At 65.1% G+C, this 21235-nt stretch carries 23 protein-coding genes; 13 read left to right on the forward strand and 10 right to left on the reverse strand.

Annotation, left to right across the window (positions count from 1 at the left end; all coding sequences use genetic code 11):
* Window positions 1-52 precede the first annotated feature (52 nt).
* The 5 genes from CCZ28_RS12355 to rutA all read right to left on the reverse strand — a co-directional run bounded on the left by CCZ28_RS12355 (window position 53) and on the right by rutA (window position 3656).
* Window positions 53-577 (reverse strand): flavin reductase, encoded by a 525-nt coding sequence (locus CCZ28_RS12355; RefSeq protein ID WP_140218417.1) that lies wholly within the window; start codon window positions 575-577, stop codon window positions 53-55.
* 4 nt (window positions 578-581) lie between these two features.
* The gene (gene rutD / locus CCZ28_RS12360; protein WP_140218419.1) at window positions 582-1367 is read right to left on the reverse strand and encodes a pyrimidine utilization protein D; all 786 of its coding nucleotides are present in this window, start codon (window positions 1365-1367) and stop codon (window positions 582-584) included.
* Between the two features lie 82 nt (window positions 1368-1449).
* Window positions 1450-1833: a pyrimidine utilization protein C gene (gene rutC / locus CCZ28_RS12365; protein ID WP_058768984.1), complete on the reverse strand. Its 384-nt coding sequence runs from the start codon at window positions 1831-1833 to the stop codon at window positions 1450-1452.
* A gap of 6 nt (window positions 1834-1839) precedes the next feature.
* Entirely contained in the window at window positions 1840-2568 is a 729-nt protein-coding gene (gene rutB / locus CCZ28_RS12370; protein WP_140218421.1) for a pyrimidine utilization protein B, read from the reverse strand.
* The gene (gene rutA, locus CCZ28_RS12375; protein ID WP_140218423.1) at window positions 2568-3656 is read right to left on the reverse strand and encodes a pyrimidine utilization protein A; all 1089 of its coding nucleotides are present in this window, start codon (window positions 3654-3656) and stop codon (window positions 2568-2570) included. The genes rutB and rutA overlap by 1 nt, the downstream gene beginning before the upstream one ends.
* A gap of 336 nt (window positions 3657-3992) precedes the next feature.
* On the opposite strand from rutA, the gene rutR reads away from it, so the two are divergent.
* Window positions 3993-4703: an HTH-type transcriptional regulator RutR gene (gene rutR / locus CCZ28_RS12380; RefSeq protein ID WP_140221341.1), complete on the forward strand. Its 711-nt coding sequence runs from the start codon at window positions 3993-3995 to the stop codon at window positions 4701-4703.
* A 1-nt stretch (window position 4704) separates the two neighbouring features.
* Here the strand turns inward: rutR and CCZ28_RS12385 are convergent, their stop codons facing one another.
* Window positions 4705-5613 (reverse strand): alpha/beta fold hydrolase, encoded by a 909-nt coding sequence (locus tag CCZ28_RS12385; RefSeq protein WP_140218425.1) that lies wholly within the window; start codon window positions 5611-5613, stop codon window positions 4705-4707.
* 123 nt (window positions 5614-5736) lie between these two features.
* Here CCZ28_RS12385 and CCZ28_RS12390 point away from each other — a divergent pair, with 123 nt between their 5' ends.
* Complete coding sequence (locus CCZ28_RS12390; RefSeq protein WP_140218426.1) at window positions 5737-6171, forward strand: GNAT family N-acetyltransferase; 435 nt, start codon at window positions 5737-5739, stop codon at window positions 6169-6171.
* 35 nt (window positions 6172-6206) lie between these two features.
* Here CCZ28_RS12390 and eutC read toward each other — a convergent pair whose 3' ends face one another.
* The 3 genes from eutC to eat all read right to left on the reverse strand — a co-directional run bounded on the left by eutC (window position 6207) and on the right by eat (window position 9991).
* On the reverse strand, window positions 6207-7022 hold the full coding sequence (gene eutC / locus CCZ28_RS12395) for an ethanolamine ammonia-lyase subunit EutC (protein ID WP_140218428.1): 816 nt from the start codon (window positions 7020-7022) through the stop codon (window positions 6207-6209).
* Window positions 7023-7167: 145 nt separating this feature from the next.
* Window positions 7168-8559: an ethanolamine ammonia-lyase subunit EutB gene (locus tag CCZ28_RS12400; protein ID WP_140218430.1), complete on the reverse strand. Its 1392-nt coding sequence runs from the start codon at window positions 8557-8559 to the stop codon at window positions 7168-7170.
* Between the two features lie 67 nt (window positions 8560-8626).
* On the reverse strand, window positions 8627-9991 hold the full coding sequence (gene eat / locus CCZ28_RS12405; RefSeq protein WP_140218432.1) for an ethanolamine permease: 1365 nt from the start codon (window positions 9989-9991) through the stop codon (window positions 8627-8629).
* 338 nt (window positions 9992-10329) lie between these two features.
* Here eat and qhpR point away from each other — a divergent pair, with 338 nt between their 5' ends.
* From qhpR to CCZ28_RS12450, 9 genes are all read left to right on the forward strand, one after another.
* A complete protein-coding gene (gene qhpR, locus CCZ28_RS12410) occupies window positions 10330-11373 on the forward strand; it encodes an AraC-like transcriptional regulator QhpR (RefSeq protein ID WP_140218434.1) in 1044 nt (347 codons plus the stop codon).
* Between the two features lie 1017 nt (window positions 11374-12390).
* Window positions 12391-13230 carry an urease accessory protein UreD gene (locus CCZ28_RS12415; RefSeq protein WP_140218436.1) on the forward strand — a complete coding sequence of 280 codons (840 nt, stop codon included), beginning with the start codon at window positions 12391-12393 and terminating at the stop codon, window positions 13228-13230.
* Between the two features lie 84 nt (window positions 13231-13314).
* Window positions 13315-13617, forward strand: coding sequence for an urease subunit gamma (gene ureA, locus CCZ28_RS12420; RefSeq protein ID WP_140218438.1), 303 nt, complete (start codon window positions 13315-13317; stop codon window positions 13615-13617).
* A gap of 10 nt (window positions 13618-13627) precedes the next feature.
* The gene (locus CCZ28_RS12425) at window positions 13628-14137 is read left to right on the forward strand and encodes a GNAT family N-acetyltransferase (RefSeq protein WP_058777628.1); all 510 of its coding nucleotides are present in this window, start codon (window positions 13628-13630) and stop codon (window positions 14135-14137) included.
* On the forward strand, window positions 14134-14439 hold the full coding sequence (locus CCZ28_RS12430; RefSeq protein ID WP_137279113.1) for an urease subunit beta: 306 nt from the start codon (window positions 14134-14136) through the stop codon (window positions 14437-14439). Before CCZ28_RS12425 ends, CCZ28_RS12430 begins: the two co-directional genes overlap by 4 nt.
* Window positions 14440-14591: 152 nt before the next feature.
* Window positions 14592-16292, forward strand: a complete 1701-nt coding sequence (ureC, locus tag CCZ28_RS12435) for an urease subunit alpha (RefSeq protein ID WP_140218440.1) — start codon at window positions 14592-14594, stop codon at window positions 16290-16292.
* Between the two features lie 88 nt (window positions 16293-16380).
* Window positions 16381-17487, forward strand: coding sequence for an AAA family ATPase (locus CCZ28_RS12440; protein WP_140218442.1), 1107 nt, complete (start codon window positions 16381-16383; stop codon window positions 17485-17487).
* A 14-nt stretch (window positions 17488-17501) separates the two neighbouring features.
* Window positions 17502-18077, forward strand: a complete 576-nt coding sequence (locus tag CCZ28_RS12445; protein WP_240795155.1) for a DUF4276 family protein — start codon at window positions 17502-17504, stop codon at window positions 18075-18077.
* 135 nt (window positions 18078-18212) lie between these two features.
* Window positions 18213-18599 (forward strand): DUF2809 domain-containing protein, encoded by a 387-nt coding sequence (locus CCZ28_RS12450; protein ID WP_167509236.1) that lies wholly within the window; start codon window positions 18213-18215, stop codon window positions 18597-18599.
* Window positions 18600-18605: 6 nt separating this feature from the next.
* On the opposite strand, the gene CCZ28_RS12455 is transcribed toward CCZ28_RS12450, so the two are convergent.
* A complete protein-coding gene (locus CCZ28_RS12455) occupies window positions 18606-20012 on the reverse strand; it encodes an L-cystine transporter (protein ID WP_140218449.1) in 1407 nt (468 codons plus the stop codon).
* A 221-nt stretch (window positions 20013-20233) separates the two neighbouring features.
* Here CCZ28_RS12455 and CCZ28_RS12460 point away from each other — a divergent pair, with 221 nt between their 5' ends.
* Complete coding sequence (locus tag CCZ28_RS12460; protein ID WP_140218451.1) at window positions 20234-20563, forward strand: hypothetical protein; 330 nt, start codon at window positions 20234-20236, stop codon at window positions 20561-20563.
* 82 nt (window positions 20564-20645) lie between these two features.
* Window positions 20646-21194: a glutathione peroxidase gene (locus CCZ28_RS12465; protein WP_140218453.1), complete on the forward strand. Its 549-nt coding sequence runs from the start codon at window positions 20646-20648 to the stop codon at window positions 21192-21194.
* The last annotated feature ends 41 nt before the right edge of the window (window positions 21195-21235 follow it).

Below are 21235 nucleotides of genomic sequence, written 5' to 3' on the forward strand. Positions count from 1 at the left end.
CAGCCTACCGGAGCCCGCGTAGGTATCGCCATCGAAGCCCAACAGGCCCAGGCTAAGGCAGCTCGTGATAGCGCCGGTCGAAGTAGAGCAACCCGCCCTCGCCGCCCGGCTCGGCCACGCCCAGTACCTCGCAGAGCAGCAGGTCGTGGCTGCCCACCGCCTGCACCCCGGCGATGCGACAGTCGCAGGCCACCAGGGCACCGTCCAACACTGGCGCACCGGTGGCCAGGCGCGTCCAGCTCGCCGCGGCGAAGCGCTCGGCCATGGCGGTCTTGCCGCCGAAGAGAGTGGCCAAGGCCTGCTGACCGGCGGCCAGGACGTTGACGCAGAGCACCCCATTGGCGCTGAACGCCGGATGCACCGAGGCACTGCGATTGAGGCAGACCAGCAGGGTCGGCGGGGTATCGCTGACGCTGCACACGGCGGTGGCGGTAAAACCGGCGAGCCCGGCCGGGCCGTCGGTGGTGACGATGTTGACCGCGGCCCCCAGGCGCGCCATGGCACCGCGGAAGAGGTCGCGCTCGACCGGGACGGCGGGCATCTCGGCGGGCAGCGACAGGGCATGGGCGACGGACATGGCGTTACTCCTCGAAGGCTTGGCAGAGATAGTCGAGTACCACCCGGTCGAAGGTAGCGGGATCGGTGATGCTGGAGGCATGGCCGCCCCACTCCAGTAACTGGAAGGTGGCCTGGGGCAGGCCCGCGGCCAGGCGCTGGGACGAAGTCCAGGGCACCAGGACGTCGTCGCGATTGGCCAGCACCAGGGTTGGCACCTCGATCCGTACCAGCTCGGCGTCCACGTCGAAGGCCAGCAGGGCACCGATGCGCCGCAGTACATTGGCCTCCCCCGGAAAATGCGCCAGGGCATGGGCTTCGTCGGTGGCCAGGCGCTCGCCGTGTTCGGCGATCCAGGTGGCCGGATAGAGGAAGATCGCCTGGGCCTGGACATAGGCCGCGGCGCCGCTGTCACGCAGCAGGCGCTGGCGCAGGGCGAAGCAGCGCCCGGTGTGTGGATTGGGTCGGCTCCAGGCATTGACCAGCACCTGGCGGCGGATCAGGCCTGGCCGCAGCAGATTGGCTTGCAGCCCCACCAGGCCACCGAGGGCATGGCCCATGAACAGGCAATCGCGCAGTTCCAGGCGGTCGGCCAGGGCCAGCAGGTCCTCGGCCATGTGCTGGATGCGATAGTCCGCCGGCAACTCGGCCGGACTCTTGCCGGTGCCGCTCTGGTCGTAGATCACCACCCGGAAATGTTCGCCCAGGGCTGCCAACTGCGGCGCCCAGAAGGCGCCGGCACCACCCAGGCCGGAGCTGAGCAACAGGGTCGCGGCCGCCGGGTCCTGGCGGCCATGGAGTTCGAAGTGCATGGGCGGTCCTCGGTGGTTCAGTGGGGGGGCTTCCCTCACCCCAGCCCTCTCCCAGGGGGAGAGGGGGCAAGACGGCGTAGCCCTAGCCGATATGGGCGATGCTGGCGATCTCGATCAGGGCGTCGGGCTTCACCAGGCCGCACTGGATGCAGTAGCGCGCCGGCTTCTCGCCAGGGAAGAACTCGGCGTACACCGCATTGATGGCGGCGTAGTTCGCCCAGTCGGTGAGCATGATCATGTTGAAGGTGACGTCGGCCATGCTGCCGCCCGCCGCCTCCACCACGCCCTGGATGGTGGTGAGCACGTGGCGCGCCTGGGCGGCGGCGTCACCGACGTGGACCACGTTGTTCTGCGCATCGAACGGCAGGGTGCCGGAGACATAGAGCACCCCGTCGGCCAGGCTGCCGGGGACGAAGGGGGCGATGGGGGTACCGGTACCGGCGGGAATCACGGCTTGCTTGGGCATGGTGGCTCAGTCCTTGGCGAAGGTGGTGTGGAAATCGGCGCAGCTGGCGACCCAGCCGAAGAAGGTCTCGATGTTGAACAGCGCGGCCTCGTGGGCCGAACGCGGACCAGCCTGGTGGCAGGCGTCGTGCAGGCAGATGCCGAAGTATTCGAGGAAGAAGCCATCCCTCAGGGTCGACTCCACGCAGACATTGGTGGCGACGCCGACGAACACCAGGTTGCGGATGCCACGGGCGCGCAGCAGGCTGTCCAGGTTGGTGTTGTAGAAGCCGCTGTAGCGGGTCTTGGGCACCACCAGGTCTTCTGCCGCCGGCTGCAAACTGTCCACCAGGGCGTAGTCCCAGCCGCCCTTGGCCAGCAGTTGGCCCTGCAGCTCGGGACGCTTGCGCATGGTCTTGAGCGCGTTGGACTTGTGCCAGTTGGGCGAACCGGGGCCACCGGCCTCGCGGTATTCCGGGTCCCAGCCGTTCTGGAACCAGACCACCTGCATACCCGCGCCTCGGGCGGTCTCCACCACGGAGGCGATGTTCTCGATCACCGGCCCGGTGGCCGAGACGTCGAAGCCGGCCAGGTCCAGGTAGCCGCCCGGGCTGGCATAGGCGTTCTGCATGTCCACCACGATCAGCGCCGTCTCGCTGGCCTTCAGCCGCAGCGGCTCGGGCCGTGCCGGCAGGGTCAGGGCCTCGGCGTCGCTCGCAGGCAGGGCATAGCCCGCCAAGGTTTCCACAGCGTTCATCAGGCACTCTCCTTGAGCAAGTCGACATGGCGGCGGCTGTGCATCAGCGGCTGGATGCGCTCGCCGAAATCGGTGACGCCCTGGACGAAGTCGTCGAAGGTCAGCAGCACCCCGCTGGTACCGGGCACCTCGGCGATCTCGTCGAGCAGCCGCGCCACGGTGGCGAAGGAGCCCACCAGGGTGCCCATGTTGATGTTCACCGCCGAGGTGGGATCGGCCATCTGGCGCACGTTGGTATCGCTGCCGGACTTGGTATCGGCGGCGGCCTGGGCGCCCAGCCAGGCGATGGCCTCCTCGTCGGCGCCGGCCTTGTAGTGTTCCCACTTGGCGCGGGCGGCCTCGTCGGACTCGGCGGCGATGATCATGAACAGGGCGATGGAGGTGACGTCACGACCGGTCTTGGCGGTGGCCGCCTGCAGCCGTTCCACCGCCGGGGCGAAGGCCTTGGGCGTGTTCACCCCCTTGCCGAAGACGAAGCTGTAGTCGGCGTGCTCGGCGGCGAAGGCCAGGCCGGCGTCGCTGGAACCGGCGCAAACGATTTCCATGGGCGCCTGGGGCTGGGGGCTCACCCGGCAGTCGTCCATCTGGAAATGCGCGCCCTTGAAATCCGACTGGCCGGTGCCCCACAGATCGCGCAGCACCTGGGCGTACTCGCCGAGATAGCCGTATCTATTGGCGAAGAAGTCATCGCCCGGCCAGAGGCCCATCTGGCTGTACTCGGGCTTTTGCCAGCCGGTGACCAGATTGACGCCAAAGCGCCCACCGGAGATGGAATCTATGGTCGAGGCCATGCGGGCGACGATGGCCGGCGGTAGGGTCAGGGTCGCGGCGGTGGCGAACAACTTGATGCGCGAGGTCACTGCCGCCAGCCCGGCCATCAGGGTGAAGGATTCCAGGTTGTGGTCCCAGAACTCGGTTTTCCCGCCGAAGCCACGCAGCTTGATCATCGACAGAGCGAAGTCGAAGCCGTAGTGCTCGGCGCGCTGCACGATCTCGCGATTCAACTCGAAAGTGGGACGGTACTGGGGGGCGTTTTCCGAGAGCAGCCAGCCGTTGTTGCCGATGGGAATGAAGACACCGATGTTCATCGCTCGCACTCTCCCGCAGTCAAGAGTCGGAACGCACCCGGAGGCGCTGTGACTGCAGGATCGGAGCAGAAAGCTTGCCAAGTCTTGAAAATCCAATTCGATCAAGCACTTGAATATCATCTCGGAAAAATCATGGACCATTTAGTCTGAATTAGAGCACCCAGTTTGTGCGGGCTGCCCGAATCTGGGGCATGAACAGGTCCTCGACATGCTAAAGTTCAATAACTGGCGGCACCCCGGTGCTCGCCAGAGATTCGTCACCAGGATGGTGCGAATGCGAACGACCGTGCTTGAAAGACTTCCTTTCCCGCTGAGCAAGCGGCTGGCATGTGTCAGATGTTGATAAGGCCCAAGGAGCAATTCGTGAGTCAGGCCAGCGATTCTTCCCCAGCACGCAAACCCCGCCAGCCCAGCCCAGCTGCCCAGCAGCGGCGGCTACGCCAGATCGAAGCCAAGCGGGCGCAAATCCTCAGTGCAGCGCTCGATATCTTTTCCCGCCTCGGTCTGCATGGCGCCAGCCTGGATCAGGTCGCCTTGCAGGCCGACGTGTCCAAGACCAACCTGCTCTACTACTTCAGCAGCAAGGAAGAGCTGTACCTGGCGGTCTTGCGCCAGTTGCTCACCACCTGGCTGAGCCCCTTGCGCACCTTCAGCGAAGACCAGGAGCCGATCGAGGCCCTGCGCGGCTACCTGCGCCATAAGCTGGAGATGGCGCGTGACCGCCCGGCCGAGTCGCGGCTGTTCTGCCTGGAGATGATCCAGGGCGCTCCCCTGTTGCTCCCGGAGTTGCAGAGCAACCTGCACGACCTGATGGTCGAAAAGATCCGCGTGATCCGCGCCTGGATCACCGCCGGCAAGCTGGCACCGGTGGATCCGCACCACCTGATCTTCAGCATCTGGGCGACTACCCAGCATTACGCGGATTTCCGCGTGCAGGTGCAGGCCCTCTGCGGTCGTAGCCTGCTCGATCCGGACTTCTTCGACGAGGCACTGCAGAGTCTCGAGACCCTGATCATCGAAGGTTTGCGGCCACGCCCAAGCGTCTGAGCTACTGATCCGCCAGGAAGAAATCGGCGAACAGCCCGCTCAGCCGCGGCCAAAGCGGTGCCGGCAGGTCATGGGCCATGTCCGGGATGCGCTCGAAGCGCGCTCCCGGAATGGCCCGCGCCACGGCCCGGCCGCAGGCTGGCTTGAGCAGTGGATCGCAGGCTCCGTGCACCACTAGGGTCGGTGCCTGGATGCGGCGGGCGAAGGGGCGCAGGTCGCCGCTGCCGAGCAGGGCGAACAGTTGGCGCTGCACTCCCTCCACATCCACGCCCCGCGCCAGGATGCGCTGCACCAGCCGCTCGAGATCGGCCTCGCTCTGCCGGTAACGAGGACTCTCGATGCCGCGCAACAGGGCCTTTTGCCGAGCGATGGCAGCTTCCAGCGGTAGATCGGCCGGCGGGCGCAGCAGCAGGCTGCCGAGCAGCTTGAACGACGGCGGCGGTAACAGCGGCTGATTGGTGGACGAGAACAGGATGCCAAGGCGCGCCACCCGTTGCGGCCAATCGGCAGCCAAGATCTGAGCGATCATTCCGCCCATGGAGCCACCCAGGACAAAGGTACGTTCGATGCCCAGGTGATCGAGCAGGCCCACGGCATCCGCAGCCATGGCGTCCAGACGATAGGGCACCACGCTGGTCTTGCCCAGTTGCGCCCGTCCCAGCACCGGCCACAGCGAAGGCGCTCGCCCGCCTGACCAGCTCAGCCGGGACGACTGACCGATATCGCGGTTGTCGAAGCGGATCACCCGCAGCCCCCGACGCACCAAGGCTTCGCAGAACCCCTCCGGCCACAGCAGCAATTGGGCACCGAAGCCCATGATGAGCAGCAGCGGTGGATGGGCGGGATCACCCCAGTCCTCGTAGGCCAGTTCCAGCGTTCCGACTCGGGCACGACCTTCGCGTCTATCCATGCTTCACCACGACCGGGCAAAAGCTCATGCTACCCCAGAGACGCATCGGGGAAAGCAGCAGAACCCAGTGGTCACGCCCCTACAGATCAAGCTGTCATCGACAGCCTCGTGGAGAACGGCGTCATGGCCTTAGCGCCTTTGGAATTCCATCTCACCGACGAGGCGCGGGAAGACCTGCGCCAGGCCATCGGCGCACCGCTGCGCCTTTACAACGAAGCCCAGGCGGGTCCGAGCGGTTACCGTCCGTTGGTCATCGCCCTGACCCGTGGCGGCGAGGCGCTGGGCGGGCTCTGGGGCTACACCGGCTATGGCTGGCTTACGGTGCAATTGCTGGCCGTGGACGAAGCCGTGCGTGGCCAGGGCGCCGGGCGGGAGTTGCTGCTGCGCGCCGAGGCCGAAGCCATCAGCCGTGGTTGCCACGGTGCCTGGCTCGATACCCACGAATTTCAGGCCCGCGGCTTCTACGAACGCCTGGGCTATGAGCTGTTCGGCGAGCTGGCGGACTATCCGCCCGGCTTTGCGCGGTATTTCCTGCGCAAGACGCTCACGCCAGCCTGAAGTGACCTTGAGGCACCTCAGGCAGGGCGTGGCCCTCAGTGGTCGGTGAGGAAATTGCCGATCCGGGCATTTTCTTGCGCGCCTTCCAACAGCGGCACCTCGGCCTCGTCCTTGAGTTGCACGCCGGACAGCTTGCGCCGATCCGCCTCGCGCATCAGATAAAGCAGCTTGTGCGCCGCCAGGCCGTAGGCGAGGCCTTCCAGGCGCACGTTGGAGATGCAATTACGATAGGCGTCGTTGAGGCCGGGCTTGGGACCGTAGGTGAAGTAGAGGCCGAGGCTGTCGGGCGAACTCAACCCTGGGCGCTCGCCGATCAGCATCACCAGCAGGCGCGCCTTGAGCAGTCCGCCGATCTCGTCACCGACGGCAACCCGGCCCTGCTCCACCAGGGTCACCGGCGCCCAGCGCCAGTCCTCGGCCCGGGCCTGGTCGGCCAGGCGTTCGAGAAACGGCAGAGCATGGCGATGGACCGCCAGGGCGGAGAGACCGTCGGCGATGACCACGGCGACGTCGAAGCCCTCGGGGTGCTCGGTGGCGTAGGCCTGCAACGCTCGTGTGGACTCCTCGGACAGCTTGCGGCCCAGGTCCGGACGCTGCAGATAGGTGTGGCGATCCGGCGCGGCGCTCTTGAGCACCAGGGTCTCACGACCCTGGGCAGCCAATCTTTCGCGCAGCGCCTGATGGTCGAAGGCCAGGTGCACGGCATCGCGCGCCTGGGCATGGGCGGCCTGAAAGTCCAGCTGGGCCGCCGTGGGCAGGCTGGTACCGGCACGGCCGAGGGCGATACGCGCCGGGGTAAGGCGACGCAATTCGGCCCAGGGATCGGGGCGGGCGGTGTCGTTGGGGTTCATGGGGAGACTCCTGAGCTATTAGGTTCATCGCGGCCATGGCGATCCGCCGATGCGGCCGCTCCTACGCGGTACGGAGTAGGCCTGTAGGAGCGGCCCATGGCCGCGATAAGGCCGCATCGCCACACCGGCATGGCCGCGATCCTTCCTACAACTGGGCCAACACTTGCTGGAACGGCGCCGGCAAGCCTTCGCCGAGACGGAAGCGGCCATTCTCCAGGCGCAGGATGCCCAGGCGGTCGAGCCAGGCGGCGAATTCCGGCGCCGGTTGCAGACCCAGCACCTGGCGGGCGTAGAGGGCGTCGTGGAAGGAGGTGGTCTGGTAGTTGAGCATCACGTCGTCCGACCCCGGGATGCCCATGATGAAGTTGATGCCCGCCGCGCCCAGCAGGGTCAGCAGCATGTCCATGTCGTCCTGGTCGGCTTCGGCATGGTTGGTGTAGCAGATGTCGCAACCCATGGGCACGCCGAGCAGCTTGCCGCAGAAGTGATCTTCGAGCCCCGCACGAATGATCTGCTTGCCGTTGTAGAGATACTCCGGGCCGATGAAGCCGACCACGGTGTTCACCAGCAGCGGCTTGAATTTACGCGCCACGGCGTAGGCGCGTACCTCGCAGGTCTGCTGGTCGACGCCATGGTGCGCCCCGGCGGAGAGCGCACTGCCCTGCCCCGTCTCGAAATACATCAGGTTGTCGCCCAGGGTGCCACGCCGCTGCGACAGCCCGGCATCAAAGCCTTCCTGCAACAGCGCCAGACTGATGCCGAAGCTTTCGTTGGCGCCCTGAGTACCGGCGATGGACTGGAACACCAGGTCCACCGGCGCGCCGCGTTCGATGGCGGCGATGCTAGTGGTGACATGGGTCAGCACGCAGGACTGGGTAGGGATCTCGTAGCGCTGGATCACCGCGTCGAGCATCTTCAGCAGTTCGCAGATGCCGCTGGTACTGTCGGTGGCCGGATTGATGCCGATCACCGCATCACCGTTGCCGTAGAGCAAACCGTCGAGGACGCTGGCGGCGATGCCGGCCGGATCGTCGGTGGGGTGATTGGGTTGCAAGCGGGTCGACAGCCGCCCGCGCAGGCCGATGGTGTTGCGGAAACGGGTCACCACCCGGACCTTTTGCGCCACCAGGATCAGGTCCTGGATACGCATGATCTTGGACACCGCGGCGACCATCTCCGGGGTCAGCCCCGGCGCCAGGGCGGCGAGGCTGACCTCGTCCGCCGCCGCGCCCAGCAGCCAGTCGCGAAAGCCACCCACGGTGAGATGGGCGACCGGGGCGAAGGCCTGGGCGTCGTGGCTATCCAGGATCAGCCGGGTGACCTCGTCGGCCTCGTAGGGAATCACCGCCTCGCTGAGGAAGTGCTTGAGCGGCACCTCGGCCAGGGCCATCTGCGCCGCCACCCGCTCCACGTCGCTGGCGGCGGCGACCCCGGCCAGGACATCCCCGGATCGTGCCGGGGTCGCCTTGGCCAACAGCTCCTTGAGATCGGCGAAGCGCCAGGTCTGGCCGCCCACGCTGTGCTGGAAACCGCTCATGCTACCTCCTCGGGTTACGCTGCTCAGAGCCTGTTCAAAGGCTCACGAGCAGACTTTGAACAGGCTCTCACGCCTCGCCGAAGGCGGCGTCTGGGGCGATGTTGCCCTGTCTACGGCTGAGACCGCAGACCAGCGCGCCTATCACCATCAGCACCACGAAGACGCTGGCGATCACCGTGTTGTACCAGACCATGGCGACCAGGCAGACCACCGCCAGCACCAGGGCGATGGCCGGCACCACGGGATAGCCGGGGGCGCGGAAGGTGCGCTCCAGATGCGGCTCGCTGCGACGCAGCTTGAACAGGCTGAGCATGCTCATGATGTACATGACGATGGCGCCGAACACGCTCATGGTGATCATGGCGGCGGTCAGGGTCATGCCCTGCAGACTGATCACGCCGTCGCTGAAGATGGCGGCGATGCCCACCACGCCCCCGGCCAGCACCGCGCGGTGCGGGGTCTGGAAACGCGACAGCTTGGCTAGGCCATGGGGCAGGAAGCCGGCGCGGGCCAGGGCGAAGAACTGCCGCGAATAGCCGAGGATGATGCCGTGGAAGCTGGCCACCAGACCGAACAGGCCGATGCCCACCAGCAGGTGCAGCCACATCGAGCTGTTGCCCACTACGCCCTTCATGGCCTGGGGCAGCGGATCGTTGATGTTGGACAGGGCGCGCCAGTCACCCACGCCGCCAGCGAAGATCATCACGCCGATGGCCAGGGTCACCAGGGTGAGGATGCCGGCGATATAGGCCTTGGGAATGGTGCGCTTGGGGTCCTTGGCTTCCTCGGCGGCCATGGCCGCACCCTCGATGGCGAGGAAGAACCAAATGGCGAAGGGAATGGCGGCGAACATGCCACCCACCGCGGCCAGGGAGAACTGGTCCTGACCGGCCCAGCCGCCGCTGGTGAAGTTGACCAGGCTGAAGCCCGGCGCCACCACGCCCATGAAGATCAGCAGCTCGATCACCGCCAGCACCGTGACCACCAGCTCGAAGGTGGCGGCGATGCTCACCCCGACGATGTTCAGGGTCATGAAGATGAAATAGGCCGCCACCGCGCACAGCTTGGGATCGAACGAGGGGAACTGCACGTTGAGGTAGGCGCCGATGGCCATGGCGATGGCCGGCGGGGCGAAGACGAACTCGATCAGCGTGGCGATCCCGGCAATGGTGCCGCCGACGGGGCCGAAGGCCCGCCGACTGTAGGCGAAGGGCCCACCGGCGTGGGGAATGGCGGTGGTCAATTCCGTGAAGCTGAAGATGAAGCAGGTGTACATCACCGCCACCAGCAGCGTGGTGATCAGAAAACCCAGGGTACCCGCGACGCCCCAGCCATAGCTCCAGCCGAAGTATTCCCCGGAGATCACCAGACCCACGGCGATGCCCCAGAGATGCAGGGTGCCGAGGGTCGGCTTGAGTTTCTCGTTGCTCATGACAGGCCACTCCCCTTGTAGCGACAAGATGCGAATGGGCGACCGCGGTCCCGCGATGCCCGGCTTTTTCGAGCTTAAAGGGCACAAGGCCATGCCGACTTGACCGGTCAGCGCACCTGATGCGACTTCAGGTCAAGTCGGCGTTACCTCGCTTCCCAGGGTGCTACGCAAGACCGCACCACAGCGGTGCGTCGCACGCTCGCACGCCCCACGACGAGGCATAGCGGAGTCCGTAATAGCCGGAAACCATCGGCCTCTTGCCCTTCGCTGGCTACGGATATCCGTCCCGGGGCACAGCCTTTGCTTCATTCGTGCCGACACCCCTACGGATCCATACCATGCCCCTGGCCGACTCTGGCTTCGCCGCCCTGACCTCACCGTCGCGCAACCTCGGCGTACTCTCTGCCGCAGCCAGCGGGCTGGATGCCGTCATCGCCAGCCACGGCGGCGACGTGGATCGGATCTTCGGCGCTGCCGGCATCGATCCCGAGCAATTGCAGCACCCCACGCTCAGCTTGGGGTTGGGCAACTACTGCCGGGTGCTGGAAGAGGCCGCCGCTCAGTCCGGCTGCGACAATTTCGGCCTGCACTATGGCCAGCAATTCAAACCGCAGCGGCTAGGTCTGCTGGGCTACGTGGGGCTCTGCTCGCCCACTGCCGAGGCAGCGCTGCAAAACTTCGCCGCTGCCTTTCCCTTCCACCAGCACAGCACCCTGATCCAATTGGTGGATGCCGGTGACTGCTGGCGCTTCGACTACCAGGTACGCCATGGCGCCATCGTCGCCCGCCGCCAGGACGCCGAGCTGACCCTGGGCATGTTGCTCAACCTCCTGCGCCATGTACTCGGCCCAACCTGGGCGCCCCGCGCGGTGCAGTTCGAACATCCGCGTCCCGAGGGCTGGCACGAACACCGCCGGCTGTTCGATGCCCAGGTCAGCTTCGGCCACCCCTGCAACGCCATGCTGGTACCCAAGGCCGATCTGCACGGCCGGGCCATGCCCGACCACGACCCGCTGCTCCTACTGGTGGTGCAGGACGCCATCCGCCAACTCGGCCAGCGCCTGCCGCAGGTGGAACTGCTCGAAGAGGTCCGCGCCTCGGTACGCCTGGCGCTGCCCCTGGGCGAGCCCAGCCTGGAGACCATCGCCCAGCGCCTAGACCTCTCCACCAGCCAGCTGCAACGCCGCCTGCGCGATCAGGGGGCGAGCTTCTCGGCCCTGGTCGAGGGCGTTCGTCGAGACCTGGCCCAGCATTACCTGCGGCAGCGGCTACCGGTCACCGACCTAGCGCCGCTGCTGGGATACTCGGAGACCAGCGCCTTTTCGCGGGCGTTTCGGCGGTGGTTTCAGGTGAGTCCGAGGCAATGGCGGCAGCAGGCGTAGGCTGGATTTGACGCCGCTGGCAGCGGCACACGTAGGTTGGCGCTGAGCGTAGCGAAGCCCAACGAGGTGGTGGTTGACAGTGATGCCCTGGCTTATCGTTGCCCTAGCTGTTTATCGTGGTTTGCTTGTGGCTCTTGTTTCGCCCACCCGGGCGAGTCACTTTTGCCAATCGCGGCAAAAGTAACCAAAAACGCTGTCCCCACGTTTCGGCCCTCCGCTGCGCTCCGGGTCCCCTCGCTCCGGTGCCGCTCCAGGGGCACGGCACGAAGGGGCTTCCTGCCCCTCGCGCCTTGCTCGGCGTCCTGCCTCGCATCCCCCTCCGCAACACCTGCACTCGGCCTCACTGACGGGGACGGGGCGCCAGCCTGAGACTACGGTGTTTACAGGCAAAGCCAGAGCGATTCGTAGCGTGGAAAACCGCGCAGCGTTTTCCACCGGCGGGCACCTAAGCCATCAGTGGACAAGGCTTCGCCGTTGTGCACGCTACGGGCTCTTCAACCAACACTTTCAGGCTGGCGAATCGCCCCGTTCAGGAGGGCGAACGCCAGTGTCGTGGAGTGGGTCGAGCCGCAGGGATGCGGCGAGAGGTCCAGTGGGCCAGGGACGGCCCATCTGGACCGACCCCGGAACGGCGCTGGCGTGAGCGGACCCGGAGCGCAGCGCAGGGCCGGATGGTCGGGGCAAGCGTTTTTGCTTACTTTTTTCGCGACTGAAAAAAGTGAGTCGCCCGGGTGGGCGAAACAAGAGGTATCAGCAAAGCTCGGTAAGCAGCTGAGGCACCAATAAAAGCAATTCTGTGCCATCGCAACGTTGGGCTTCGCCCCGCTCAGCGCCAACCTACCGAAGCGGTGAAAGTGATGCGCCTGGATGGACAAAACAAAAACCATCAAAGCACTCGGTAATCAGCCAAACACCTCCACAATACCCAGCTGAAAGACAACCTCTGTCCAACCGGTCAGATTCTTGCAAGGCACTCCCCCAAACCGCCCCAACCAGAACAACGAACCCACCCAAACGATGACCTCCGCCCTGCCCCCTGCCCTCTTCACCCCGGCCTGGCCGGCGCGCCTGGAGCTGGCCTATGCCCGCCAGGGCGACTGGACGCGCCCCACCACTCGCCGCCACCTCGGCCCCTTGCGCGTGCAGAAGCACCTCCACGCCGAAGGCCCCGAGGTCTGCCAGCACATCCTGGTGCATCCCCCAGGCGGCATTGCCGGTGGTGATCGGCTGGATATCGAGGTCAGCGTCGGCGAGACCGCCTGGGCCCAGCTCACCAGCCCCGGCGCGGCCAAGTGGTATCGCGCCGACAGCGCGGCGCACCAGCAGATCGACCTGCGCGTCGCCGCCGGCGCCACCCTGGAGTGGCTGCCCCAGGAGACCATCGTCTTCTCCGGCGCCCAGGCCCATCTCGCCACCCGCATCGACCTGGAGGGCGACGCCCGCCTCTGCTACTGGGACATCGTCGCCCTGGGTCGCCCGGCCAGTGCCGAGCGCTTCGCCGAAGGCTTGTTCCAGGCGCATCTGGACGTCCGCCGCGATGGCCTCCCGCTATGGTACGAACGCCAGCGTCTGGTCGGCGCGGATCGCCTGCTGGACTCGCCCATCGGCCTCGCCGGCCAACCGGTGTTCGCCACCCTGTTGATCACCGGGACCCTGGACGCCGACACCCTGGAACGCTGCCGCGAGCTCAAGCTGCCGGTGCGGGGCGACCTCACCCAACTGCCCGGCCTGGTGGTCGCCCGCTGCCTGGCCGCCGAAACTCTGCAGGCCCGCGCCTGGCTGATCGAAGTCTGGCGCCTGCTGCGCCCGGCCCTACTCGGCCGCGCCGCCGTCCCGCCCCGGATCTGGAGTACCTGAGGCCGCCGCGCTCTTGTAGGAGCGGCCCGCGGCCGCGATGATCGACCGATATCCCCTGACCGAACCTGCCAACCGGAACACCCCATGGACCTGACGCCCCGCGAAAAAGACAAGCTGCTCATCTTCACCGCCGGCCTGGTGGCCGAGCGCCGCCTGGCGCGCGGTGTGAAGCTCAACTACCCCGAAGCCATGGCGCTGATCTCCGCCGCCCTGCTCGAAGGCGCCCGCGACGGTCGTACCGTGGCCGAGCTGATGCACTACGGCACCACCCTGCTGACCCGCGAGCAGGTCATGGAAGGCGTTCCGGAGATGATCCCGGAAATCCAGGTGGAAGCCACCTTCCCCGACGGCACCAAGCTGGTCACCGTCCACCAACCCATTGCCTAGGGAAGCCAGCATGAGCCTGATCGTCCGCGACGCCACCCCCGCCGACCTGCCGGCGGTCCTGGCCATCTACAACGATGCCGTGGCCAACACCACGGCGATCTGGAACGACAACCTCGTCGACCTGGCCAACCGCCAGGCCTGGTTCGACCTGCGCGCCGACCAGGGCTACCCGATCCTGGTGGCCGAGAACGCCAGCGGCGAGGTGGTCGGCTACTCGTCCTTCGGTGACTGGCGGCCCTTCGATGGCTTCCGCCACACCGTCGAGCACTCGGTCTATGTCCGCAACGACCAGCGCGGCCAGGGCATCGGCCCGCGCCTGATGACGGTGCTCATCGAGCGCGCCCGCGCCTGCGACAAGCACGTGATGGTGGCCGCCATCGAGAGCGGCAACCTGGCGTCCATCCGCCTGCACGAACGCCTGGGCTTCCTCACCACCGGGCAGATGCCCCAGGTCGGCACCAAGTTCGGTCGCTGGCTGGACCTCACCTTCATGCAACTCATGCTGGAGCAACGCCCATGATCCCCGGCGAATACCAGATCCAGGACGGCGAGATCGAACTCAACGCCGGCCGCCGTACCTTGAGTCTCACCGTCGCCAACAGCGGTGATCGACCGATCCAGGTGGGCTCCCACTACCACTTCCACGAGACCAACGACGCCCTGGTGTTCGACCGCGCCCTGGCCCGTGGCATGCGCCTGAACATCGCCGCCGGCACCGCCGTGCGCTTCGAGCCGGGGCAGAGCCGCGAGGTGGAGCTGGTCGAGCTGGCCGGCGCCCGTACCGTCTACGGCTTCGCCGGGCGGGTGATGGGCAAGTTGTAGGGCCGCTCGGGCTCTTCGCCTTTTACGCGCTCCTCTCCCCAGGGGAGAGGGGGCCCAAGAACAGACACCGAGCTCCCGCTCTTCCCCCTCTCCCTCTGGGAGAGGGTCGGGGTGAGGGCCAACCGGACCACCTTTATTCGGGATTCACGCCTATGAAAATCTCCCGCCAAGCCTATGCCGACATGTTCGGCCCCACTACCGGCGACCGGGTGCGCCTGGCCGACACCGAGCTCTGGATCGAGGTCGAGCACGACCACACCGTCTACGGCGAAGAAGTGAAATTCGGCGGCGGCAAGGTCATCCGCGACGGCATGGGCCAGAGCCAGCTGCCCGCCGCCGAGGTGGTCGACACCGTCATCACCAACGCCCTGATCGTCGATCATTGGGGCATCGTCAAGGCCGACGTCGGCCTCAAGCACGGCCGCATCCATGCCATCGGCAAGGCCGGCAACCCGGACATCCAGCCCAACGTCACCGTCCCCATCGGCGCCGCCACCGAGGTCATCGCCGGCGAGGGCATGATCCTCACCGCGGGCGGGATCGACTCCCACATCCACTTCATCTGCCCGCAGCAGATCGAAGAGGCGCTCATGAGCGGCACCACCACCATGATCGGTGGCGGCACCGGCCCGGCCACCGGCACCTATGCCACCACCGTGACGCCCGGCCCCTGGCACATGGCGCAGATGCTCAAGGCCGCCGACGCCTTCCCGATGAACATCGGCTTCACCGGCAAGGGCAACGCCAGCCTGCCCGAGCCGCTGGAAGAGCAGGTGCGTGCCGGCGCCATCGGTCTCAAGCTGCACGAGGACTGGGGCACCACCCCGGCCGCCATCGACAACTGCCTAGCGGTGGCCGATCGCTTCGACATCCAGGTGGCCATCCACACCGATACCCTCAATGAGTCCGGCTTCGTCGAGACCACCCTGGGCGCCTTCAAGGGCCGCACCATCCATACCTACCACACCGAGGGCGCCGGTGGCGGCCACGCGCCGGACATCATCAAGGCCTGTGGCTTCCCCAACGTGCTGCCCAGCTCCACCAACCCGACGCGGCCCTTCACCAGGAACACCATCGACGAGCACCTGGACATGCTCATGGTCTGCCACCACCTGGACCCGAGCATCGCCGAGGACGTGGCCTTCGCCGAGAGCCGCATCCGCCGCGAAACCATCGCCGCCGAGGACATCCTCCACGACCTCGGCGCCTTCGCCATGATCAGCTCCGACAGCCAGGCCATGGGCCGCGTCGGCGAGGTCATCACCCGCACCTGGCAGACCGCCGACAAGATGAAGAAGCAGCGCGGCCCGCTGCCCGAGGACGGCGCCGGCAACGACAACTTCCGGGTCAAGCGCTACATCGCCAAGTACACCATCAACCCGGCCATCACCCACGGCATCAGCCACGAGGTGGGCTCCATCGAGGTAGGCAAGTTCGCCGACCTGGTGCTCTGGCGTCCGGCCTTCTTTGGCGTGAAGCCGACGCTGATCCTCAAGGGTGGCGCCATCGCCGCGAGCCTGATGGGCGACGCCAACGCCTCCATCCCCACCCCGCAACCGGTGCACTACCGCCCCATGTTCGGCAGCTACGCCGGCATGCTCCACGACACCAGCCTGACCTTCATCAGCCAGGCCGCCTTCGACGCCGGGGTGCCCGAGCAACTGGGGCTGAAGAAGCGCATCGGCGTGGTCAAGGGCTGCCGCACCGCGCAGAAGAGCGACCTCATCCACAACGGCTACCTGCCGACCATCGAGGTCGATCCGCAGAACTACCAGGTCAAGGCCGACGGCCAGTTGCTCTGGTGCGAACCGGCCGAGGTGCTGCCGATGGCGCAACGGTATTTCCTGTTTTGACGGTTTGGCCGATGTGGCGAGCTTTTATAGCCTGGAGCAAGCGAGGATACTGCCGCGAGATGAACAGCTACCGGTAACGAGCTCAGCCATGTCTGACCAAAGCGTGCACCTTCACCACATTAAGCTCGAGGGATTCAAATCGATCAAATCCCTCGATCTCGATTTGAGCGCCATCAATATCTTGATCGGCGCCAACGGTGCAGGGAAATCGAATTTCATTTCCCTTTTCACATTCTTGCGGAATTTAGCCCAAGGCAAGCTTCAAACCTATGTAGAGCAGCAAGGCTACGCCAATACTTTCTTCCACTTTGGTACGAAACAGACATCAAGCATCCTGATTGAACTGGATGTGGGCCAAAATGGTTACCACGCCGAACTCGTGCACAGCCCCAATACCGACACCCTGCTTTTCGAAAAAGAATATTGCACATATTCGGGATCTCAAAAATCCTGGACGATAAAGGGGAAGCTAGGAGAAAGCGGCTTGCTGCCAGGCTCCGAGGCTGCCAGCGCCTATGTTCGAAAATATACACGCGATTATCTACAACACTGTCGCATCTATCATTTTCATGACACCAGCTCGACGGCCTCATTCAAGCAATCGACCCCTCTGGAAGCCACGGATTTCCTGCATGCCGATGCGGGAAATCTAGCAGCCTTTCTCTATCGACTTAGACATGAATTTCCGCAAAGCTACAATGACATAGTCGCCACCATTAAAACCGTAGCGCCTTTTTTCCACGATTTCTATCTCCAACCTCGTGGAGCTGCTGGTGAAGAAACTATTCTTCTACGTTGGCTGCATCGCGATCACGACAATCCGTTCTCGGCCAATCAACTATCTGACGGAACCGCGCGCTTCATTTGTCTGGCCACGCTGTTCTTGCAACCCCGTGAGTGGCGGCCCAAAACCTTAGTACTGGATGAGCCTGAACTCGGCCTACACCCTGCCGCCTTGGACGTATTGGCAGAAATGCTGAAATCCGTTGCCCGACACAATCAGGTGATTTGCTCAACCCAGTCGGTGGTTTTCGCCAATCACTTCGAGCCGCAGGACTTTATTGTCGTCGATCAAGAGCGTGGAGTATCCACGTTCAAGCGCCTCGACGCTGACGGGCTTGCTCATTGGCTGGAGGACTATGGTACCGGTGATCTTTGGGCGAAGAATCTGATTGGAGGCCGCCCCGAATGGTGAGGATAGGTATTTCGGTGGAAGGCCCCACCGAAGAGCGCCTCATTAAGGCAGTGCTAGTTCCTTATATGCAGGAGCGCGGCAAATTTTTGTGCCCGATATCGATCGGCGGAAATGTAAGCGTCGACAAGGTCGCTGGGGAGCTCAAGAAACTAGCTAACAGCTTCGACTATGTTTCCACCTTCTATGATTTCTACGGTTTCAAACGACGACAGCCCGGCGAGACAAAGGCGACCTTGGAAAATCGACTTTTGCAAGCAGCTGCACCGAACATTCAGCAACGCTTCCTTCCATACGTGCAGATGTATGAGCTTGAAGGTATTTTGTTTTCCTCTCCCACCGCTATTGCTCAAACGCTACAAAGCCCAGCTCTGGAGAGTTGGGCTACCCAAATTGTCACCCGCTTCGGTGGTGATCCGGAGCGGATAAACGATTCGCCGCAAACCGCGCCCTCTAAACGCCTGGAACAACACAGTGATTATCGCAAGACGACTCACGGTCCGGACATCGCAAAGCTAATAGGTGTTGAGCGACTACGAGAAGCGTGCCGTGGATTCGATGCCTGGCTGATAGCTCTGGAGGCCTTTAGATGAAAATAGATAACCATGATGGGAAGGCGAGTCTCATCGCAGCACACCTCGCTGTCAGCTGAGCCGTCAAAGGGCGCCTAACCCGACGAAATGATTGACACAACGTTTATCAGCTCGCGCCTATTTGCGCTGTTGAGCATGCTGAGCTGCATCGTCCTGGGCCTGGCTTCACGCCTGCCCGGGGCGGTCGCGTCGTCGGGTAAGTACCCCGGCGACGTGCTCTGGGCGGCCATGGTGTTCTTCGGCTGGGGCCTGCTGCTGCCACTCAGGCCCCTACGGCAGCGCCTAGTGCTCGCCCTGGCCTCGGCTTGGGGTATCGAAGTCCTTAAGCTCTGGCAGACGCCCTGGCTAGTGGAGCTACGCCACTCCATCCTCGGCCACCTGGTATTCGGCCAGGTATTTTCCTGGCAGAACCTGGTGGCCTACGCTCTGGGCATTCTGCTGGCTGTCGGGGTGATGCGAGCGCTGGAGTGGCATTCGGCCCACCACCAGCGCCTAACTATCCGCGGTTCGCATCACGACTGACTGGGCTCAGCCACGCCCCACCGGCGCGGCCGGGGCTTCCGCCCGGTCGTCACGGTCGTAGGCGGCCTTGTCCAACTGACCCATCCAGCGGGCGGTCAGGGTGCCGGCGGTCATGGCGCCGTTGACGTTGAGGGCGGTGCGGCCCATGTCGATCAGCGGCTCGATGGACACCAGCAGCGCCACCAGGGTCACCGGCAGGCCCAGGGCCGGCAGTACGATCAGGGCGGCAAAGGTGGCGCCGCCACCCACACCGGCCACGCCCGCCGAACTCAGGGTGACGATGCCCACCAGGCTGGCGATCCACAACGGATCGAAGGGGTTGATGCCCAGCGTCGGGGCGACCATCACCGCCAGCATGGCCGGATAAAGGCCCGCGCAGCCATTCTGGCCGATGGTGGCACCGAAGGAGGCAGCGAAGCTAGCGATGGCCGGCGGCACGCCCAGGCGTTCGGTCTGGGCCTCGATGTTCAGCGGGATGGTCGCCGCGCTGGAACGGCTGGTGAAGGCAAAGCTCAGTACCGGCCAGACCTTGGGAAAGAAGCGCGCCGGCGACAGGCCGCTCAGGGTCAGCAGCAGCGCATGCACGCCGAACAGGATGGCCAGGCCCAGGTAGGAGGCGATTAGGAAGGTGCCCAGCTTGAGCACGTCCTGGGGACTGGCGGTGGCGACCATCTTGGTCATCAGCGCCAGCACGCCATAGGGGGTGAGTTGCAGCAGCAGGCGCACCAGCTTCATCACCCAGGCCTGGAGCACGTCGATACCGGCCAGCACCTTCTCGCCGCGGACCGGATCGTCACGCTGCAGACGCAGGGCGGCGACGCCGAGGAAGGCGGCGAAGATCACCACGCTGATGATGGAGGTGGGATTGGCACCGGAGAGATCGGCGAAGGGATTCTTCGGAATGAAGGACAGCAGCAGTTGCGGCACCGACAGGTCCGCCACCTTGCCGACATAGCTGTTCTGCAGCGCGGTCAGGCGCGCGGTCTCCTGGGCGCCCTGCACCAGCCCCTCGGCGCTGAGGCCGAACAGCCAGGTCACCAGCACCCCGACCAAGGCGGCGATGGCGGTGGTGAACAGTAGGGTACCCAGGGTCAAGAGGCTGATGCGGCCCATGGACGAGGCCTCGCGCAATCGCGCCACGGCCCCCAGGATGGAGGCGAACACCAGCGGCATGATGCTCATCTGCAGCAGTTGCACGTAGCCGTTACCGACCAGGTTGAACCAGCCGATGGAGGTCTTGAGCACGGGGGCGTCGTGCCCGTAGAGGAGTTGCAGCACCAGGCCGAAGGCCACGCCCAGGACGAGGCCGATGAAGACGCGCACGGCCAGGCTCCAGCCGGTATTGCGAGTGCGAGCCAACAGGCCGAGCAGCACGACGAAGGCGACGAGGTTGAGGACGAGAGGCAGATTCACAATGGTTCTCCAAAGCGGCGCCCGGCGCGGCCGCCGGACGAAAAGGCGGCGATGGTAGCAGCTCGGGCCACCTGGGCTTAGATCGAGGTGCTATCACCTGATAACAGGAAGAGCGGTTCTATCGCCGGGGTGAACGGTGCTCGCCTGGCGCACTGCACTGCTAGAGTGCAGACCGTCGGGAAACGATGTCCGACGCTGCCAACCAGAAAAGGAGTCACCTCATGCAACGTTTCGCCAAGCTCGCCGCTTCCTTCGCCCTCGCCGCCGCCGTCACCGGCTGCACCGGCACCGCGATGAAGACGCAGAACCTGGACCCGTCGCAGTACACCGTCATCGGCCATGGCGAAGGCAAGGCCACTGGCATCATGCTGTTCCAGGTCATCCCGATCCAACAGAACGACCGCTTCGTGCGCGCCCAGAACGCGGCCATCAGGTCCCGCGGTGGCGATGCCCTGATCAACACCCAGGTGCAGGAAAACTGGTTCTGGGCCTGGGTCCTGAACGGCTACACCACCACCGTCTCCGGCGACGTGGTCAAGCTCAAGCGCTGATCCCTCGCCCGAGCGACAGGCGCCGCCCACCCGGGCGGCGCTTTTGCGCTAGGCTGGTCGCTTCTCCCCGAGGACGCCGACCATGACCACGACCCTGATGAAACTGCCGCTGCAATCCATCGACGGCGAAACCCTGACCCTGGAACGCTACCTGGGCAAGGTGCTGCTGGTGGTGAACGTCGCCTCAAAGTGCGGCCTCACCAACCAGTACGAAGGCCTGGAACGCATCTACGAGGCCCAGCGCGAGCGCGGCCTGGAAGTACTCGGCTTTCCCGCTAACGACTTCAAGCAGCAGGAGCCCGGCAGCGACGCCGAGATCAAGGAATTCTGCACCCTCACCTACGGCGTGCAATTCCCGCTGTTCGCCAAGCTCAGCGTGGTGGGCGAAGACAAGCATCCGCTCTACGACGAACTGACCCGCGCCCAGCCCGACGCCACCGGCGACGGCCCGTTCCGTGAGCGCATGTTGAGCCGCGGCGGCAGCCCCAATCCCAAGCCTGAGGTACTGTGGAATTTCGAGAAATTCTTGATTGGGCGCAATGGTGAGGTGATGGGTCGGTTTGCACCTGATGTGACGGCGGATGATCCGCGGTTGGTGGAGGCGATTGAGGTGGAGTTGGCGAAGGGTTGAGGTCAGGGTGCCGGTAGGTTGGGTTGAGCGGGAGCGAAGCC

The organism is Pseudomonas oryzihabitans, from assembly GCF_006384975.1.
In the GTDB taxonomy this organism is placed as follows: domain Bacteria; phylum Pseudomonadota; class Gammaproteobacteria; order Pseudomonadales; family Pseudomonadaceae; genus Chryseomonas; species Chryseomonas psychrotolerans_B.

Bases quoted from the DNA above. Each gene is read 5' to 3' on its own strand.
- rutB (WP_140218421.1), bottom strand. From the start codon at position 2,568: ATGAACGCTGTGGAAACCTTGGCGGGCTATGCCCTGCCTGCGAGCGAC.
- ureA (WP_140218438.1), top strand. From the start codon at position 13,315: ATGGACCTGACGCCCCGCGAAAAAGACAAGCTGCTCATCTTCACCGCC.
- rutC (WP_058768984.1), bottom strand. From the start codon at position 1,833: ATGCCCAAGCAAGCCGTGATTCCCGCCGGTACCGGTACCCCCATCGCC.
- CCZ28_RS12465 (WP_140218453.1), top strand. From the start codon at position 20,646: ATGACCACGACCCTGATGAAACTGCCGCTGCAATCCATCGACGGCGAA.
- CCZ28_RS12450 (WP_167509236.1), top strand. From the start codon at position 18,213: ATGCTGAGCTGCATCGTCCTGGGCCTGGCTTCACGCCTGCCCGGGGCG.
- CCZ28_RS12440 (WP_140218442.1), top strand. From the start codon at position 16,381: ATGTCTGACCAAAGCGTGCACCTTCACCACATTAAGCTCGAGGGATTC.
- CCZ28_RS12390 (WP_140218426.1), top strand. From the start codon at position 5,737: ATGGCCTTAGCGCCTTTGGAATTCCATCTCACCGACGAGGCGCGGGAA.
- CCZ28_RS12415 (WP_140218436.1), top strand. From the start codon at position 12,391: ATGACCTCCGCCCTGCCCCCTGCCCTCTTCACCCCGGCCTGGCCGGCG.
- rutD (WP_140218419.1), bottom strand. From the start codon at position 1,367: ATGCACTTCGAACTCCATGGCCGCCAGGACCCGGCGGCCGCGACCCTG.
- rutA (WP_140218423.1), bottom strand. From the start codon at position 3,656: ATGAACATCGGTGTCTTCATTCCCATCGGCAACAACGGCTGGCTGCTC.
- CCZ28_RS12400 (WP_140218430.1), bottom strand. From the start codon at position 8,559: ATGAGCGGTTTCCAGCACAGCGTGGGCGGCCAGACCTGGCGCTTCGCC.
- CCZ28_RS12430 (WP_137279113.1), top strand. From the start codon at position 14,134: ATGATCCCCGGCGAATACCAGATCCAGGACGGCGAGATCGAACTCAAC.
- ureC (WP_140218440.1), top strand. From the start codon at position 14,592: ATGAAAATCTCCCGCCAAGCCTATGCCGACATGTTCGGCCCCACTACC.
- CCZ28_RS12425 (WP_058777628.1), top strand. From the start codon at position 13,628: ATGAGCCTGATCGTCCGCGACGCCACCCCCGCCGACCTGCCGGCGGTC.
- CCZ28_RS12460 (WP_140218451.1), top strand. From the start codon at position 20,234: ATGCAACGTTTCGCCAAGCTCGCCGCTTCCTTCGCCCTCGCCGCCGCC.
- eat (WP_140218432.1), bottom strand. From the start codon at position 9,991: ATGAGCAACGAGAAACTCAAGCCGACCCTCGGCACCCTGCATCTCTGG.
- rutR (WP_140221341.1), top strand. From the start codon at position 3,993: ATGTTGATAAGGCCCAAGGAGCAATTCGTGAGTCAGGCCAGCGATTCT.
- CCZ28_RS12355 (WP_140218417.1), bottom strand. From the start codon at position 577: ATGTCCGTCGCCCATGCCCTGTCGCTGCCCGCCGAGATGCCCGCCGTC.
- CCZ28_RS12385 (WP_140218425.1), bottom strand. From the start codon at position 5,613: ATGGATAGACGCGAAGGTCGTGCCCGAGTCGGAACGCTGGAACTGGCC.
- eutC (WP_140218428.1), bottom strand. From the start codon at position 7,022: ATGAACCCCAACGACACCGCCCGCCCCGATCCCTGGGCCGAATTGCGT.
- qhpR (WP_140218434.1), top strand. From the start codon at position 10,330: ATGCCCCTGGCCGACTCTGGCTTCGCCGCCCTGACCTCACCGTCGCGC.